Origin of the sequence: Streptomyces sp. NPDC057271 (genome assembly GCF_042668715.1) — a bacterium.
Taxonomy (GTDB): domain Bacteria; phylum Actinomycetota; class Actinomycetes; order Streptomycetales; family Streptomycetaceae; genus Streptomyces.
The window spans coordinates 1-16,505 of sequence record NZ_JBHUYJ010000003.1 but is presented as its reverse complement, the minus strand read 5'-3'; the positions used below and the strand labels follow the sequence as shown (position 1 = coordinate 16,505).

The 16,505-nt window shown below is 72.3% G+C and carries 15 protein-coding genes and 1 tRNA gene; 12 read left to right on the top strand and 4 right to left on the bottom strand.

The window, feature by feature from the left end:
- Positions 1 to 239: 239 nt before the first annotated feature.
- Positions 240 to 1,430, bottom strand: a complete 1,191-nt coding sequence (locus tag ACFUJR_RS01910) for a helix-turn-helix domain-containing protein (RefSeq protein WP_383171076.1) — start codon at positions 1,428 to 1,430, stop codon at positions 240 to 242.
- Between the two features lie 161 nt (positions 1,431 to 1,591).
- Between ACFUJR_RS01910 and ACFUJR_RS01905 the strand changes: the two genes are divergently transcribed.
- The 7 genes from ACFUJR_RS01905 (at position 1,592) to ACFUJR_RS01875 (ending at position 6,689) form a co-directional block, all read left to right on the top strand.
- Positions 1,592 to 1,828 carry a hypothetical protein gene (locus ACFUJR_RS01905; protein WP_383171074.1) on the top strand — a complete coding sequence of 79 codons (237 nt, stop codon included), beginning with the start codon at positions 1,592 to 1,594 and terminating at the stop codon, positions 1,826 to 1,828.
- A 319-nt stretch (positions 1,829 to 2,147) separates the two neighbouring features.
- Positions 2,148 to 2,245: transfer RNA gene (locus ACFUJR_RS01900), tRNA-OTHER, on the top strand.
- A gap of 65 nt (positions 2,246 to 2,310) precedes the next feature.
- Positions 2,311 to 2,454: a hypothetical protein gene (locus tag ACFUJR_RS01895; RefSeq protein WP_383171071.1), complete on the top strand. Its 144-nt coding sequence runs from the start codon at positions 2,311 to 2,313 to the stop codon at positions 2,452 to 2,454.
- Between the two features lie 8 nt (positions 2,455 to 2,462).
- Positions 2,463 to 3,629 (top strand): methyltransferase domain-containing protein, encoded by a 1,167-nt coding sequence (locus tag ACFUJR_RS01890; protein WP_383171068.1) that lies wholly within the window; start codon positions 2,463 to 2,465, stop codon positions 3,627 to 3,629.
- A 189-nt stretch (positions 3,630 to 3,818) separates the two neighbouring features.
- Positions 3,819 to 5,396, top strand: coding sequence for a 4-coumarate--CoA ligase family protein (locus ACFUJR_RS01885; RefSeq protein WP_383171065.1), 1,578 nt, complete (start codon positions 3,819 to 3,821; stop codon positions 5,394 to 5,396).
- Between the two features lie 19 nt (positions 5,397 to 5,415).
- The gene (locus tag ACFUJR_RS01880; RefSeq protein WP_383171063.1) at positions 5,416 to 6,123 is read left to right on the top strand and encodes an enoyl-CoA hydratase family protein; all 708 of its coding nucleotides are present in this window, start codon (positions 5,416 to 5,418) and stop codon (positions 6,121 to 6,123) included.
- Positions 6,111 to 6,689 (top strand): TetR/AcrR family transcriptional regulator, encoded by a 579-nt coding sequence (locus ACFUJR_RS01875; RefSeq protein WP_383171060.1) that lies wholly within the window; start codon positions 6,111 to 6,113, stop codon positions 6,687 to 6,689. Before ACFUJR_RS01880 ends, ACFUJR_RS01875 begins: the two co-directional genes overlap by 13 nt.
- A gap of 228 nt (positions 6,690 to 6,917) precedes the next feature.
- On the opposite strand, the gene ACFUJR_RS01870 is transcribed toward ACFUJR_RS01875, so the two are convergent.
- Complete coding sequence (locus tag ACFUJR_RS01870) at positions 6,918 to 8,669, bottom strand: FAD-dependent monooxygenase (protein ID WP_383171057.1); 1,752 nt, start codon at positions 8,667 to 8,669, stop codon at positions 6,918 to 6,920.
- Between the two features lie 398 nt (positions 8,670 to 9,067).
- Here ACFUJR_RS01870 and ACFUJR_RS01865 point away from each other — a divergent pair, with 398 nt between their 5' ends.
- Positions 9,068 to 10,120 carry an isopenicillin N synthase family dioxygenase gene (locus ACFUJR_RS01865; RefSeq protein WP_383171055.1) on the top strand — a complete coding sequence of 351 codons (1,053 nt, stop codon included), beginning with the start codon at positions 9,068 to 9,070 and terminating at the stop codon, positions 10,118 to 10,120.
- A gap of 458 nt (positions 10,121 to 10,578) precedes the next feature.
- Here ACFUJR_RS01865 and ACFUJR_RS01860 read toward each other — a convergent pair whose 3' ends face one another.
- Positions 10,579 to 11,688 carry a citrate synthase 2 gene (locus tag ACFUJR_RS01860; RefSeq protein WP_383171123.1) on the bottom strand — a complete coding sequence of 370 codons (1,110 nt, stop codon included), beginning with the start codon at positions 11,686 to 11,688 and terminating at the stop codon, positions 10,579 to 10,581.
- Between the two features lie 284 nt (positions 11,689 to 11,972).
- Between ACFUJR_RS01860 and pdxH the strand changes: the two genes are divergently transcribed.
- Positions 11,973 to 12,695, top strand: coding sequence for a pyridoxamine 5'-phosphate oxidase (pdxH, locus tag ACFUJR_RS01855; RefSeq protein WP_383171120.1), 723 nt, complete (start codon positions 11,973 to 11,975; stop codon positions 12,693 to 12,695).
- On the opposite strand, the gene ACFUJR_RS01850 is transcribed toward pdxH, so the two are convergent.
- Entirely contained in the window at positions 12,687 to 13,568 is an 882-nt protein-coding gene (locus tag ACFUJR_RS01850; RefSeq protein WP_383171053.1) for a winged helix-turn-helix transcriptional regulator, read from the bottom strand. The two genes, pdxH and ACFUJR_RS01850, sit on opposite strands and share 9 nt — an antisense overlap.
- A 249-nt stretch (positions 13,569 to 13,817) precedes the next feature.
- Here ACFUJR_RS01850 and ACFUJR_RS01845 point away from each other — a divergent pair, with 249 nt between their 5' ends.
- From ACFUJR_RS01845 to ACFUJR_RS01835, 3 genes are read left to right on the top strand one after another with little or no spacing between them, the layout of a single operon-like run.
- Entirely contained in the window at positions 13,818 to 14,621 is an 804-nt protein-coding gene (locus ACFUJR_RS01845) for an ABC transporter permease (protein ID WP_383171050.1), read from the top strand.
- Between the two features lies 1 nt (position 14,622).
- Positions 14,623 to 15,597, top strand: a complete 975-nt coding sequence (locus ACFUJR_RS01840) for an ABC transporter ATP-binding protein (protein WP_383171047.1) — start codon at positions 14,623 to 14,625, stop codon at positions 15,595 to 15,597.
- A complete protein-coding gene (locus tag ACFUJR_RS01835; RefSeq protein WP_383171044.1) occupies positions 15,594 to 16,415 on the top strand; it encodes an ABC transporter permease in 822 nt (273 codons plus the stop codon). Before ACFUJR_RS01840 ends, ACFUJR_RS01835 begins: the two co-directional genes overlap by 4 nt.
- The last annotated feature ends 90 nt before the right edge of the window (positions 16,416 to 16,505 follow it).

The window sequence follows — 16,505 nt, the reverse complement described above, 5'->3', positions numbered from 1 at the left end:
GGTGTCGTGGAAGCGGGGCACAAGGCGCAAGGGGCGGCGCGGAACCGCCGAAGGAGGTGTCACGCAGACGCCCCGGAGCATGGGGAGCCTAAGGCCCCGGGTGATCGGAAAAGAAGATCCTCCGCGTACAACCTTTCACCGGCCCGGCTGCCCGGCTGCCGGGTCGTCCGATCGTCCGGCCGGACACGCGTACCTCGCCCAGCTGACGGCAGACGGGGCCGGGCCGTCGTCCCCCCTCGTCAGAGCGGCATTCCCGACATCTGTGATAGGCGGAGTAGTTCGGGATTGCTCCGCCGATGCAGAGATGCCAGTACGCGAAAGACCTCTCGCGCCATCGGGTGAATTCGCGCCATCTGGGGAGCGACCTCCCACGCCTCCGACAGGTTACGGAGGGCCGCCTCGCGGTTGCCTAGGTCGAGGTGAGCGCGGGCGAGGTTCAACTTGGACGGAGCAACTCGCGTCGCCGGTAGTCCGACGAGAGCAGCATCAAGGGTCTCTGCTACTGCAAGGGCTTCGCGTGGCCGGCCAAGGTCGAGCCGCGTCGCAAGGACGTGTGTCGCGGTGTTCTGAGGCCCGAAGATCATCGAGTGCCGGTTCGCGTCTCCGCCGCTGAACCACTCGTCGGCTGCCCGCTGCGCAGAGTCGATGTGTCGTTCGGCCTCTCGTGCACCCTCCTCGTTGTCGTCGAGTCGGCCGGCGAGGGTCATTCCCCGCAGGTTCAGCACTCCTACGGCGAAAGCGCGATCCTGCCCGGAGAGCGCCGTTTCGGCCCGCGCGATGGCCCGGTCGACGATCACGAGCCCGCCCTCGGCGTCGCCGCCGTTCAGGTAGGCGCCTGCTCGGTCTCGTGCGGCGATGGCTTCCCCAAGGGGGTTGGGCTGCTGCTCGACGGCCCACCTCTGGCGGGTGACGGCCAGTTCCGCCATGTCCATCCACCTGTGCCGGGCGGCGAGCCAGTACACGGAGCTGTACGCCTCAGACAGGGTCATCCAAGCATCGGCCGTATTCGAGGCATGGGCGTGGGTTGTGGCGTCCCGCAGCAGCCCCGGTAGCAGAGAGAGCACCTGTCGCACGTGGGCGGCGTCACGATGGTCACGGACAACGTCTACAGCGGCGCGGATGGCCGCCTCATCGACTTGCCTGCGCCTCGGGAGGTCATAGTCCCGTACAGCGGCGCGTAGGTCCGCGAGCCGAGCCTCGTCGTCCTTCGCGACCCGCGCTTTCCCGAGAACCTCGCCCATGGGCAGGCCCAGCGCCTTACCGATCGTGGCAGCGACCGCAGGGGTGAGGGTTCGGTCGCCTACCTCGATCTTCGACAGCAGGGACACGGACACGTTGGCCACTCGTGCGAGCTGCGCCTGAGAAAGGCCGCGCTCTTTGCGGATCAGGGCGAGATTCGTGCCCGGTGCAAGTTCGCCGGTCGTACTCATGCGAACCCTTCTACCCCATCGGGACTAGTTCACGTCCCATGCTCACGGGCGACGTGCACACCCGCACGCGCTTTGTGCAAGGCATGTGCAAGTTCGTGTTCACGAAGAGTTGTTGACTGGTCACACCGACACGAAGACAGCCTGTCAGGAAGCGAGCAACTATGAGCACGCCGACGACCGCGCCGCCGATTCGCCCCGTATCCGAGTCCGAAGCAGGTGAGGTGTTCCTTGCGCTCCGTGACGCGATGGAGGACGCCGGGTTTCCCACGCGTGGCCTGCACCGCGACGTACAGCCGACCCACAGGGGGGACGTGCCCGTGTACGTCCTCGGCTCGCTGACCATGAGCGGCGCGAAGCGGCTGACGGCGGTCCTGCGGGCTGCCCGGCGGTCCCAGTGAGGTACGCGAAGGGCGACGTCGTAACGGATGGAGCGCGGGCCCTGACGGGCCAGGTGCGCGACGTCCACCAAAACGTGCTGACGCTGGCCCGGCCGGGGGGCTACGAGTGGGAGGCACTGGCCGAGGAGTGTTGGACGGCAAGCCCGGCGGAGCGCGAGGCATTGAGGCCACGGGGAGCCCTGAGGGTGATCAGCACCGCGCCGCCGCGATTCGTGCCTCGTCCCTCGCGCTCTTCCTCACGGTAGTAGCCATCGGAGCCCTCGGCACCGCCCTATGGCTCCGCACCCCCTGGACCGGCCTCGCTCGCCGACGGAAGTACCCCCTCGTAGCTCAGTCAGGAAGAGCCCGGCAACGACAGCAGCCGTCGTTCTCCAGCTGCCGTTGCCGGTGACCCCGGTTCGAGTCCGGGCGAGGGAACTCGGCTACCCCGTTTCGGGGATGGCCGTACGGAGCACGACACCGACCAACCAAAGGAGTAGCACATGCCGAAGCACGGCGGCGGTAGCGGAAGCGGTACGGGCGGCAGCCAGCAGGACGACGGCAGCAGCGGCCGCGGGCACGGTGGCGGCGGCTCGGAGACGAGCGGCGGGAACTCCTCCGACGGCTCCGGCCCGGCGAAGAAGTAGCGGCCCCCGTGATCGCGCGCACAGAGGAGGTGGGCCCTTCGGGGCTCGCCTCCGCGCTCGTTGCCTCGGGCGCTCTGGAATCCGACTGGCTGCCCACGTTCAAGGCCGTACCCCGAGAGCTGTTCGTACCTGACCGGATCTGGCCGGGCATTCCGGACGGCACCCGGCAGACCCCGCTCGTGGACCGCGCCGCAGACTTCCGTGCCTGGTTCAAGGCCGTGTACTCCGACATCCCGCTCACCACACAGTGGGACGACGGCAAGCACACGGGCGACGGCCTCGGCACGCGCCCGTCGAGCTCCAACTCGAAACCGTCCATGGTCTTCGGGATGCTCGGCGACCTGGACGTCCGGGACGGTCACCGCGTCCTGGAGATCGGCACAGGCACCGGATGGAACGCTGCGCTGCTCGCGTACAGGCTCGGCAGCGAGAACGTCGTGAGCATCGAGTTCGACCCCGAGGTGTCCAAAGGAGCAGCCGAACACCTGCGGACCGCCGGCCTTGCACCGTTGGTCATCGTGGGCGACGGCCGACGCGGGTACACAGGTAGCGCTCCGTACGACAGGGTCATCGCCACATGCTCTGTGGGGGATCTGCCCTACCCGTGGATCGAACAGACTGTGACGGGCGGGGTGATCGTCGCCCCATGGGGGACGGAGTACGGCGGTGAAGCCATCGTGCGCCTGGTAGCGGGCGAGGACGGCACGGCAAGTGGGCACTTCACGCGCTCCAGTGCCTTCATGCGGCTCCGGCAGCAGCGCCCCGACCTCCCCGGCCACGACGCGTACCTCAAGGGCCGAGAATGGCCCGCAGGCGGCGTGAAGAGCACGACGACTCTGTCGCCCGCCGAGGTGGGTGGGTGGCTCGAACAGTTCGTGATCGGCCTGCGAGTGCCGGGCGCCTTCTGGACGGTCGAGCGCTACGACGACGGCGGCTACACGCTCTGGACGTATGCCACCGACGGAGAGTCGTGGGCTTCGGCCGACTTCGAGTCGGACGCCGACGAGTTCGAGGTCGTGCAATCCGGCCCTCGCCGACTGTGGGACGAGACCGAGGCCGCGCACACCTGGTGGGTGGAGCAGGGGCGACCCGCCTTCGAGCGGTTCGGCCTGACTGTGGGCCCTGGGTCGCAGACTGCCTGGCTTGACCGCGCGAGCAACCGCGTCGCCGGCTGAACTCCGCATTCTGACACGACCAAACCGCACCCTCCCGAGCCTGACGTGGGCCGGGAGGGGGAGCGTTCCCCCTCCCAAGAATCATGCAGGCGTGCTTGATTGTTTCCCCGGAGTGCTGACAAGGTCTCCCCAAGCCGTACCGGCACACGCGATCCTGGCGACCACCTTCCACCTCTCCAGGGGGCCCGCATGGTGTTCCACAGCGAGTACGAGGCCGTCTCCACCGTTTCCCTCCCCATCCACGAGGCCGTCCTCGGCCGGTCCGCCGAGTTCGGGGACGCGCCGGCCCTGATCGACGGGGTGGGCGGGACGACCCTCACCCACGTCCAGGTCGACGCCCTCCACCGGCGCGTCGCCGCCGGTCTCGCCGAGGCCGGGGTCCGCAAGGGGGACGTCGTCGCCCTGCACAGCCCCAACACCGTCCTGTTCCCCGTCGCCTTCTACGCGGCCACCCGCGCCGGGGCGTCCGTCACCACCGTCCACCCGCTCGCCACGCCGGAGGAGTTCGCCAAGCAGCTCCAGGACTCCTCCGCGCGCTGGATCGTCACCGTCTCCCCGCTGCTCGCCCCGGCCCGCCGGGCCGCCGAACTCGCCGGCGGAATCGAGGAGATATTCGTCTGCGACCAGGCGCCCGAGGGTGAGGGGATCCGCTCCCTCCAGTCGATGGCGGCCACCACCGCCCCCGAACCGGACATCGCCTTCGACCCCGACGAGGACGTCGCCGCCCTGCCCTACTCCTCCGGCACCACCGGAGTCCCCAAGGGCGTGATGCTCACCCACACCTCGATCGCCACCAACCTCGCCCAGCTCGACCCCCTCGTCCCCATGGGCCCCGGCGACCGCATCCTCGCGGTCCTCCCGTTCTTCCACATCTACGGCCTCACGGCCCTGATGAACGCGCCCCTGCGGCAGGGCGCGACCGTCGTCGTCCTGCCCCGCTTCGACCTCGACCAGTTCCTCTCGGCGATCGAGAAGCACCGCATCAACGGCCTGTACGTCGCCCCGCCGATCGTCCTCGCGCTCGCCAAGCACCCGGCCGTCGCCGACCACGACCTCTCCTCCCTGGAGTACATCGTCAGCGCCGCCGCACCGCTCGACGCCTCCCTCGCCGAGGCCTGCTCGGCCCGGCTCGGGCTGCCGCCCGTCCGCCAGGCGTACGGGATGACCGAGCTGTCGCCCGGCACGCACGTCGTGCCCCTCGACGCGGTCAGCCCTCCGCCCGGCGCCGTCGGCAGGCTGCTGCCCTCCACCGAGATGCGGATCCTGTCCCTCGACGACCCGTCGAAGGACGCCGAGCCGGGGGCCGAGGGCGAGGTCGCCATCCGGGGCCCGCAGGTCATGAAGGGGTACCTCGGACGACCCGACGCCACCGCCGCGATGATCGACGCCGACGGCTGGGTCCACACCGGGGACATCGGCCGCGTCGACGAGGACGGCTGGCTGTTCGTCGTCGACCGGGTCAAGGAACTCATCAAGTACAAGGGCTTCCAGGTCGCTCCGGCCGAACTCGAGGCCCTGCTGCTCACCCACGAGGGCATCGCCGACGCGGCCGTGATCGGCGTCACCGACGAGGACGGCACGGAGATCCCCAAGGCGTACGTCGTCCGGCAGCCGACCGCGCCGGAGCTGAGCGCCGAGGACGTCATGGCGTACGTGGCCGGAAAGGTCTCCCCGTACAAGAAGATCAGGCGCGTGGAGTTCATCGACGGAGTGCCGCGCGCCGCGTCGGGGAAGATCCTGCGTCGTGAGCTGAGGGACCGCGAGTGACCGAGCTGAGGGACGACGCATGAAGCTGGACCGTGGCATCGCCACACTGACGCTGGACTCGCCGGAGAACCGCAACGCGCTCTCGGCGGCCCTGGTCGCCGAGCTGGCGGAGGCGCTCGGCGAGTGCGGGCGGGACCCGGCCGTACGGGCGGTGGTCCTCACCCACACCGGCTCGACGTTCAGCGCGGGCGCGGACCTGAAGGCCCCGCCGAGCCCGTACGCCTTCGTGGACCTGCTCCGGCGGATGGTGGAGCTGCCCAAGCCGGTGGTGGGCGTGGTGCGCGGCCACGTCCGGGCGGGCGGCCTCGGCCTCCTCGGGGCGTGCGACATCGTGGTGGCCTCGGACGCGTCGGACTTCGCGCTCACGGAGGTACGGATCGGGGTCGCGCCCGCCGTCATCTCGCTGACGCTGCTGCCGAAGCTGGAGCCGCGCGCGGCGGCGCGGTACTACGTCACCGGGGAGCGCTTCGGGACGGCGGAGGCCCGGGCGATGGGCCTGGTGACGGCCGGCGAGGACGCCCTGGACGCGATCCTCGACGGGCTGCGCAAGGGCTCCCCGCAGGGGCTGGCCGAGTCGAAGCGCCTGGTCACGGCTAAAGTCCTGGAAACCTTCGAACGCGAAGCGGAGGACCTGGTCCAGAGGTCGGCCACGCTCTTCGCCTCCGCCGAGGCACGCGAAGGGATGACGGCCTTCCTCGAACGACGGGACCCCGAATGGCGGTTGTGACCGGCCCGAAGCAGGACAGGAGCCGCGCCACCCGGCAGCGGCTCCTGGAGGCGGCGGTGTCCTGCCTGGCCGAACACGGCTGGGCGGGCTCCACCGTCGCGGTGGTCGCCGAGCGGGCGGGAGTCTCGCGGGGAGCGGCCCAGCACCACTTCCCGACCCGGGAGGACCTCTTCACAGCGGCCGTCGAGTACGTGGCCGAGGAGCGGTCGGAGGCGCTGCGCACCCTCCCGGCCCGCGACCGCCGCGAGGCCGTGTCGGCTCTGGTCGACCTCTTCACCGGGCCGCTCTTCCGCGCCGCCCTCCACCTCTGGGTGGCGGCGGCCCACGAACCGCAGCTCCACGCGCGCGTGACGGAGCTGGAGGCGCGCGTCGGCCGCGAGTCCCACCGCATGGCGGTGACTCTCCTTGCCGCGGACGAGTCGGTTCCCGGCGTACGGGAGACGGTCCAGGGCTTCCTCGACATGGCCCGCGGCCTCGGTCTCGCGACCCTCCTGACGGACGACCGGGCCCGCCGGGACCGGGTGGTGGCCCAGTGGTCGAAGCTCCTGGACGAGGCCCTGGGCTGAGCCCGGCCCGGCAGCCGCGGCGGGCTCAGCCGAGTACGGGGCTCAGGCCCGGCCCGGCAGCTGCGGCGGGTTCAGCCGAGTACGGGCACTCGGGGCGGTACCGGCAGCTGCGGCGGGTTCAGCCGAGTACGGGCACTCGGGGCGGTACCGGCAGCCGCGGCGGGTTCAGCCGAGTACGGGCACTCGGGGCGGTACCGGCAGCCGCGGCGGGCTCGCGGAGTACGGCACTCAGGCCGGTACCGACAGGGCCGCGAGGTAGCCGGTCAGTGCCGCCGCCGTACCGGCGAGCGGGAAACGGGCGCCGAGCTGCCCGTCCGGACGCACGAGGAAACCGGTCGGGCCGTCGGGCCGGTAGAGCCGGGCGAACTCCCCCGCCGCGTCCCGGTATCCCGAGTCGGCCCCGTCGGCGTCGGCGTCGCGGGCGAGCACGGCGACGGTCGCGAGCCCGCCCTCCGGCGCCAGTCCGCCCCCGCCGGGCGCGAGGCCGTCGGCCGGGGCCAGGCCGTCCTCCGAGGCCAGGCCGCCTTCCGACGCGAGGCCGCTCTCCGAAGGCTCCCGCCCGCCGACGGCCGCGGCGACCACGGCGCCCGCCTCGGCGGCCCTGGCCAGATCGGCGGCCTGGTCCGCGTAGAGCAGCAGGACGTGCCCGGTGCGGCCGCGCAGGACGTCGAGGAGCCGCAGCGGGTAGGTGGCGAGGGGGAGCGTCAGGCCGCCGCAGTCCGGTGCCCGGTCGCCGGGCTGCGGCGCGTCGTCCGGCCCGTAGGGGCTGCCGGCGAGCGGACCGTCCCGGTAGGAGACGAGCAGTTGGGCCTCCCGGAGCATCAGGGTGACCGGATCCTCGGGGTCGCTCTCGATGCCCCGGTTCGCGTGCCGGACGGTCCGGCCCACGACCTCCTCGCCGACCGGACGGCGCTCGGCGTCGTAGCTGGCGAGCAGCGCGAGCCCCGCCTCACCGCGTACGACGAGCGCCATCTTCCAGGCCAGGTTGCAGGCGTCCTGGATGCCGGTGTTCATGCCCTGGGCGCCGGTGGGCGGATGGATGTGGGCGGCGTCGCCCGCGACGAAGACCCGGCCCTCGCCGTACCGGTCGACGATCCGGTGGCTGATGCGGAAGACGGAGGACCAGCGCAGCGTGGAGAGGCGGGTCGGGGTGGGGGCCAGCCGGTCGACGACGGCCTGGATGTGGGACAGCTCGGGGACCCGGCCGCCCTCCAGACCGTGCGCGACGCCGTCGCCCCGCGCCTTTCCAGCGCCGTCGGCGGACAGCTCGGGCGGCACCGTCATCGACATCCGGTAGCGGCGCGTCCCCGGCAGCGGGATGCAGACCAGCACGTCGTCCGTCGAGCCGTCCTCGGCCCGGTGCAGGGACCGCAGGCCGTACCCGTACGGAAGGTCCCAGTCGGTCTCGACGTCGCCGAGCATGTACTCCTCCGGGAAGGCCCCGCCCTCGTAGCTGAGGCCGAGCCCCTTGCGTACGGTGCTGTGCGCGCCGTCGCAGCCGATCAGGAAGCGGGCGCGCAGCTCGTCGTCGGCGCCCGAGGCGGTACGCAGCCGGGCGGTCACCCCGTCCGCGTCCTGGGCGAACGACAGCAGCTCGGTGCCGCGCTCGACGGCCGTGCCCAGATCCGCGACGTACTCCTCCAGGAGCCGCTCCGTCTCGTACTGCGGCAGCGCGGCGAACCGGTACGGGACGTCCGGCGGCAGGGCGAGCTCGAACCGGGCCTGCTCCCGGCCGTTGACGTAGAGGAGCTGGCCGCGCAGCGGGACGGCGCGTTCCAGGACGGCGCTGGCCAGTCCCATCCGGTCCCAGATCTCCAGTGTGCGCGGCTGGACACCGACCGCCTTCGCGTACGGGAGGCGGGCCGGCAGCCGGTCGACGAGCCGGCACTCCACGCCGCGCCGGCGCAGCTCCGCGGCGGCGCTCAGCCCCACGGGGCCGGCGCCGACGATCAGCACGTCGGTCGTACGGGTCTCTGTCACGGGTGCCTCCCACCGCGTCCGGCCCCCGGACCGGTCCCGTCCACCATGGTCGCCCGCCGACCCGCGGACGGCGAGCCGGGCGGAGTCGGTGGGTCACCGGCGCGCGCGGCCGGACGGCGAGCCGGGCGGGGCCGGTGGGTCACCGGCGCGCGCGGCGGACACCGTGACCGAACCCACAGACGGTCGTGACCCACGCCACATACCTCCCGGCCGCCCCGCAGTACGCTGGTTCCATGCTTTCGCTCGTACGCCGCCGCCACGTGGACTTCGTCCGCGTCACGAGCATGGGCTGTCGGCGCTCCGCCTGACCTCGAAGCCCCCTTTTTCTCAGGCACCCGCGCCCCCGCCCCATCCCCGGCGGTGAGCCCGGGCCCCCGTACACCCCGCGGACGCACACCATGACGCACTCGTCGCACACCCAGCCGTACAGCTCCCAGCTCCCGATCGTCGACCTCTCCGCCGCCGACCGCGGCCCGCAGGACCGGCGCCTCCTCCACGCCCAGCTGCACTCCGCCGCCCACGACGTCGGCTTCTTCCAGCTCGTCGGGCACGGCGTCACCGTGGCGGAGACGGCGGCCCTCACCTCCGCGATGAAGGCGTTCTTCGCCCTCCCGGAGGCCGACCGGCTCGCTCTCGACACCACCAACTCGCCGCACTTCCGGGGCTACACCCGCATCGGCGACGAGCGCACCGGCGGCTCCCGCGACTGGCGCGACCAGCTCGACATCGGCGCCGAGCGCCCCGCGCGCGTCCCGGCCCCCGGCGAGGCCCCGTACTGGTGGCTCCAGGGCCCGAACCAGTGGCCCGCCGCCCTCCCCGAGCTGCGCCTCGCCGCGCTCAACTGGGTCGAGCGGCTCAGCGCGGTCGCCCAGCGGCTGCTGCACGAGCTGCTGGCCTCGATCGGCGCGCCGACGGGCTTCTACGACGACATCTTCGGGGCGCGGGCCCACCCGCACCTCAAGCTGGTGCGCTACCCGGGAAGCGCCGGGGACGGCGCCGACCAGGGCGTGGGCGCCCACAAGGACTACGGCTTCCTCACCCTGCTCCTGCAGGACCACGTCGGGGGTCTCCAGGTCGAGCGGGAGGACGGCCTCTTCCACGACGTTCCACCGCTGCCCGGCGCGTTCGTCGTCAACCTGGGCGAGCTGCTCGAAGTGGCGACCGACGGCTATCTGCGCGCCACCAACCACCGGGTGGTCTCCCCGCGCGGCGCGACGGAGCGTTTCTCCGTCCCGTTCTTCTACAACCCGAGGCTCGACGCCCGGATCGCGCCGCTGCCCTTCCCGTACGCCTCGGCGGCGCCCGGGATCACGACCGACCCGGCGAACCCGCTGTTCGCCGAGTACGGCCGCAACGAGCTGAAGGGCAAACTCCGCGCCCACCCGCTGGCGGCGGCCCGCCACCACGCGGATCTCCTACTCGCCGAGGACCGCCGCCTCACAACAGCCTGACCGGGGCCGGGGCCGGGGTCGGGGTCGGCGTCGGGGTCCAGGGCCTGACCGGGGCCGGGGTTCTGGCGGGGGCCGGGGCCGGGGCCGGGGTCGGCGTCGGGGTCCAGGGCCTGACCGGGGCCGGGGTTCTGGCGGGGGCCGGGGCCTGACGGGCGGCCGGGTCCTGACGGCGCCGGGTTGTCGGGGGCCGGTTCCTGACGACGCCGGGACCTGACCGGGGCCGGGGCCCTGGCGGGCCGAGGCCTGACGGGCGGCCGGGTCCTGACGGCGCCGGGTTGTCGGCGGCCGGGGCCTGACCGCTCCGGGTTCCGGCCGCGAGTGAGCGGCCCGGCCCGGCCCGTCGCGTGGCCGAGCCCCGGCCCGTCGCATGGCCGAGCCCGGGCCCGCGGGGCGGGTCCGGGCTCGGGCGGGGCGGGCTGTGCGGGCCGGCCCCGTAGCGTGCCGGTGCCTCCGCGGGCTCAGCCCGCGTACGCCGCCATGTCGGCGTAGCCCGCGATCTCCTGCGGGTTGCGCTGGCCCGGGCCGATGTACCGGGCCGAGGGCCGGACCAGGCGCCCGGTGCGCTTCTGCTCCAGGATGTGCGCCGACCAGCCCGCCGTACGCGCGCAGGTGAACATCGACGTGAACATGTGCGCCGGGACCTCGGCGAAGTCCAGCATGATCGCCGCCCAGAACTCCACGTTCGTCGCCAGGACACGGTCCGGGCGGCGGTTGTGCAGCTCCTCCAGAGCCGCCTTCTCCAGCGCCTCCGCGACCTCGAACCGCGGCGCGGCCAGCTCCTTGGCCGTCCGGCGCAGGACGCGGGCGCGCGGGTCCTCGGCGCGGTAGACGCGGTGGCCGAAGCCCATCAGGCGCTCGCCCTTGTCCAGGGCCTTCTTCACGTACGCGGTGGCGTCACCCGTCCGCTCGATCTCCTCGATCATGCCGAGGACACGGGACGGGGCGCCGCCGTGCAGCGGGCCGGACATCGCGCCCACGGCGCCGGACAGCGCCGCGGCCACGTCCGCGCCGGTCGATGCGATGACACGCGCGGTGAACGTGGAGGCGTTCATGCCGTGCTCGGCGGCCGAGGTCCAGTACGCGTCGACGGCCTTGACGTGCCGCGGGTCCGGCTCGCCACGCCACCGGATCATGAACCGCTCGACGACCGACTGCGCCTTGTCGATCTCGCTCTGCGGCACCATCGGCAGGCCCTGGCCGCGCGCCGACTGGGCGACGTACGACAGTGCCATGACGGCGGCGCGGGCGAGGTCCTCGCGGGCCTGCTCGGCGTCGATGTCGAGCAGCGGCTTGAGACCCCAGACCGGGGCGAGCATGGCGAGCGCGGACTGCACGTCGACACGGATGTCACCGGAGTGCACGGGGATCGGGAACGGCTCGGCCGGCGGCAGACCGGGGTCGAACGCCCCGTCCACCAGCAGGCCCCAGACATTGCCGAACGAGACGTGACCGACCAGATCCTCGATGTCGACGCCGCGGTACCGCAGGGCGCCGCCCTCCTTGTCCGGTTCGGCGATCTCCGTCTCGAACGCGACGACTCCCTCGAGCCCGGGTACGAAGTCGGACATCATGCGGCTCCTCAATCGATGATCAATCATCCGGCGGGTTGGCGGACCTCCGGTCGGAAGGGCCGGGAGGTCTGAGGGGGACCTGTCGGCCGGTGAAGGCCTGTTGGTCGGGTATGAACAGTCGTCCAGCCCAAGAGTCTGTACGGTTCCGATGATGCGGGGAAGCGTGACATCCGGCACAGTGTGCCGATTCGGCGAGGAAGGATTAGCGGCACGTGATGCCGGGCAGGCTCCGCCTCTGCGGCAGGATGATTCCTGTGACCGACGCCTTCGATCCCGCCGACATGCGCGAGCAGTACCGCACCACGGAGCTGACTGTGGCCGACCTCGCCCCCGAACCGATCGAACAGTTCACGCGCTGGTTCAAGACCGCCGCCACGAATCCGGCGATCCACGAGCCGAACGCCATGATCGTCTCGACGGCGACGCCGGACGGCCGCCCCTCCTCCCGCACGGTGCTCCTGAAGCACTACGACGAGGCCGGCTTCGTCTTCTACACGAACTACGGCTCCCGCAAGGGCGGCGAGCTCGCGGCCAATCCGCACGTCTCGCTGCTCTTCCCCTGGCACCCGCTGGCCCGCCAGGTCATCGTCACGGGCCGCGCGGTCCGTACGGGCAGGGACGAGACCGTCGCGTACTTCCGGACCCGCCCGCACGGCTCCCAGCTGGGCGCCTGGGCCAGCCACCAGTCCTCGGTGATCGAGTCGCGCGAGGAGCTGCTCGCCCGGTACGAGGAGCTGGCGGCGCGCTATCCGGTGGACCAGCAGGTACCGGTGCCGCCGGAGTGGGGCGGCATCCGGGTCGTGCCGGAGGCGGTGGAGTTCTGGCAGGGGCACGAGAACCGGCTGCACGACCGGCTGCGGTACGTCCGCGTGGGCGCCGCGGTGGGCGCCGCGGTGCGCGACGCCGTAGGTGAGGGCGAGGGCGAGGGCGAGGGCGAGGGCGTCGGCGAGGGTGAGGGCGTGGCGGGGGAGGCCCACTGGCGCGTGGAGCGCCTCTCACCCTGAGAGCTTCGTCGCCTCCGCGAGCGCTTCCTCGACGGCGTGCGGGATGTCCGTGACCGGAAAGCGCGCGTGCCGTACGGTCCGCTCCCGGTCCACGACCAGGACCGCGCGCCTGAGCCGCAGCGCCTGCCCGGCGGTGCGGAAGGTCGGCAGCCGGAGCGCCGCCGAGAGCCGGGCGTCCATGTCGGAGAGCAGCGGGAAGGGGATGTTCTCGGCGGCGGCGAAGGCCCGCTGCTCGTCGGGGCGCTGGGTCGAGACGCCGTGGACGGCGATCCCGGCCGCCGTGAAGTCTCCGTACGCGTCCCTGAACAGCCGGTTCTCCAGGGTGCAGCCGATCGCTCCGGGGATGTCGCCCCAGCCTTCGGGCAGCGGGCTCGGCCGCCCGGTGGCGGGGTAGCAGAAGAGCACGGTGGCGGTGGCGTCCGGGTCCACCGGGTCCCGCTCGGCGCCGGTGTGCGCGGGCAGGGTCAGAGGCGGCAGCCGGGTGCCGGGCAGCTCGTGGACACGGACGGCCTCGGCGCTGTCCTCGTCGGCCGAGGCGGTGAGGGTGCCGTCGCCGAGCAGCCAGCGGTCGGACCAGTCCTGCATCGCGACCAGGACGGGCAGCAGGGCGCGCCCGGCCGGGCTGAGCCGGTACTCGTACCGCACGGGCCCTTCCTGGTACGGCACCTTGTCGAGCACGCCGCTGTCGACGAGGTGCCCCAGGCGCTCGGCGAGGACCTTGCGGGAGATGCCGAGCTCGCCCTGGAGCTCGTCGAAGCGGTGCCGGCCGCGCGCCGTCTCACGTACGAGCAGCAGGCTCCACCAGTCGCCGACGACGGCGGCGGCGTGTGCGATCGCGCAGGCGGCGTCGCGCTCGGGCACGGCTCGGACCATGCGCTCCTCCTCGGTCGGGCAACCGCTCCATCTTGCGCCATCGAGTGAGTTCCCGATAGAAACTCAGTGTAAGTTCCGAAAGGGAACTCGTCCGTCGATCCGCAGGGATCGATTCACAGAGATCCGCGGTCCGCAGAGACCCGCAGATTCGCAGAGACCCGCAGATCGCAGAGATCCACAGAGATCCGCGGATGCGCAGAGACCCGCGGATGCGGATCCGCGGATCCGCAAGGGGAGGGGACCGTTCGTATGGCCATAGCCCGGGCAACCGCCTGGCGCACCTGGCAGATGACCCGCCGCGCCTACCCATGGACCTACGCTGTCGGCACGGTCCTGCCCGCCGCGCTCGCCATCTCGCTGGCGTACCTCGGCTACCACGTCGTCGGCGGCGGGGCCGTCGCCGACGACTTCGCCGAGGGCAGCGGCACCACCGCCTACCTCGCCTACATCGTCGTCGGCGCCACCGCCTTCCAGTTCTCCGTCCGCCTCATCCTCTGGTCCGCGAAGGCGCTGATCACCGAGCAGCGGGAGGGCACGCTCGGCGCCCTCCTCGTCGCCCCGGCGGGCCGATTCCCGTATCTCGCCGGCTTCACCGCCTTCGCCGTGCTCAGCAGCCTGGTCGAGTTCCTCGCCCTCGGCGTCTTCGTGGCCCTGCTCGGCCTCTCCGTCCCCGTGGCCTCCGCCGCCGGCCTGCTCCTCGGCGTCGTCGCGCTCGCCGGTGCGGTCTTCGCGCTGTCCGTCGGGCTCGGCGGCCTGATGATCGCCGCCGGCGAGGCGCACATCTCGCAGAACACCGTCTTCATCGTCCTCGGCCTGGTCGGCGGCTTCACCTTCCCCCGCGCCTACCTGCCCGAGCCCGTCCAGTGGTTCGCCGAACTGCTCCCGACGACCGCGGCGACGGACGTCCTGCACGCGGCGACCACCGGCGGTCAGTCGCTGCCCGACCTCCTGCCGAGGCTGGCGGCGGGCGTCGCGGTGAGCGCCGTGTACCTGCTGCTCGGTCTGATGTATCTGCCGCGGGCCGAGGCCCGGGCCGTAGAGAGGAGTTACTGACATGACGGGCATTCAGGTGCGCGCGCTGCACAAGGACTTCCCCGTACGCGACAAGGGGTTTTTCGGTCCCCGCTCGCTCAAGCGGGCGGTCGACGGCCTCGACCTCGACATCCCGCCCGGCCGGATCACCGGCCTCCTCGGCCTCAACGGCGCCGGCAAGACCACGACCATCAAGATCCTCGCCACCCTGCTGCGCCCCACCTCCGGGCAGGTCACGGTCGACGGCCTCGACACCGTCGCCGACGCCCGCGCCGTCCGCCGCCGCATCAATCTCATCGCGGGCGGCGAGCGCATGGTCTACACCCGGATGACCGGCCGGGAGAACCTCTGGTACTTCGGTCAGCTCTACGACGTCCCGAAGCGCGAACTGCGCGCCCGGATCGACGAGTTGCTGAGCCTTGTCGGCCTGTCGGACGCGGCGGACACCATGGTCGAGCGGTACTCGCGCGGCATGACCCAGCGACTCGCCATCGCCCGCGGGCTGATCAACCGGCCCGCCTACCTCCTGCTCGACGAGCCCACCCTCGGCCTCGACGCCCCGATCGCCCGCGACCTGCGCCGCGTCGTGGCCCGCCTCGCCGAGGAGGGTACGGGCGTCCTCCTCACCTCCCACTACCTCGCCGAGGTCGAGGAGCTCTGCGGCCATGTGTACGTGATCTCCGCGGGCCGCCACCTCGCGGAGGGCAGCCCGGCGGAGCTCAAGGCGGCCACCGGCAGCCACCGTACGATCCGCCTCACGGTGGCCAACCCGAGCCGGGCGACCGCCGCGGTCGCGGAACGCTTCGGCGCGGCACGCGAACCCCTGCCCGACGGGGCCGAGCTGATCACCCTGCGCCACCCGGGCGACATGGCAGGCCCCCTCGCGGCGGCCGTCGTCGAGGCGGGCGGCTCGATCGGGGGCCTGGAGATCGCGGAGGCGAGCCTGGAGGACGCGATCCTCGCCCTCGCGGAGACCGGCGAGGAGGCCCTCGTATGAACCACGCGCTGAGGGTCTTCGCGGCGGAGGCGCTGAAGCAGCACCGCCGCCTCTTCGGCCAGCCGCTCGTCGCCTTCTCGATGCTCGTCTGGCCCGTCCTCCAACTGGCCACCACCTACTACACGCTGCGCCCGGTCGCCACGGCCTCGCCGGCCGCCGCGAACTGGCCGCTCGCCGCCGACCCGGACCGCCTCCTCGCCTTCCTGGCCACCGGCACCCTCGCGTACGCCTTCTTCTTCTCCCTCGTCCAGAGCGCCTGGCACTTCTCCTTCGAGCGCTCCACCGGCACCCTGGAACTCCTCTTCCTCTCCCCGGCCGGCCGCCTCACCCTCATGATCGCCAACGGGGCGGGCGCCCTCCTCCAGAACGCCTGGCTGCTCACCTGCTTCACCGTCGCCGCCCTGACCGGCTTCGGCGCGCTGTCGGTCTCGGCCTGGTGGATGTACGGGGTGGTCTTCCTCGCCCTGCTGGTCCCGGCGGTCGCGTGGGGTGCGTTCCTCAACAGCCTGCTGGTCTTCTCGCGCGACTCGGCGTTCCTGTACACGATCCTCGACGAGCCGCTCTGGTTCGTCTCGGCCGTCCGCCTGCCGCACTTCGCCCTGCCCGCGGCGATCCAGGCCGTCGGCGCGGCCTTCCCGCTCACCGGCAGCCTGATCGCGGTCCGCGGAGCCCTCCTGGAACACCGCACGCTGACGGACCTCGCCCCGACACTCCTCGGGCTCACCGCCCTGAGCACCCTGCTCCTGGCGGCTGCCGCGCTCATCCTCCGCGCGGGCGAGGCCCGTTCACAGCGCACGGGACGGCTGTCGATGGCCTAGACCCGTCCTCCGCACATGCTTCGTTTGGTGGGACGAGCGGTTGATGTGATGACCGATTGGTCGTGGGTTCGTTGGTCTGGGTATGTCGTC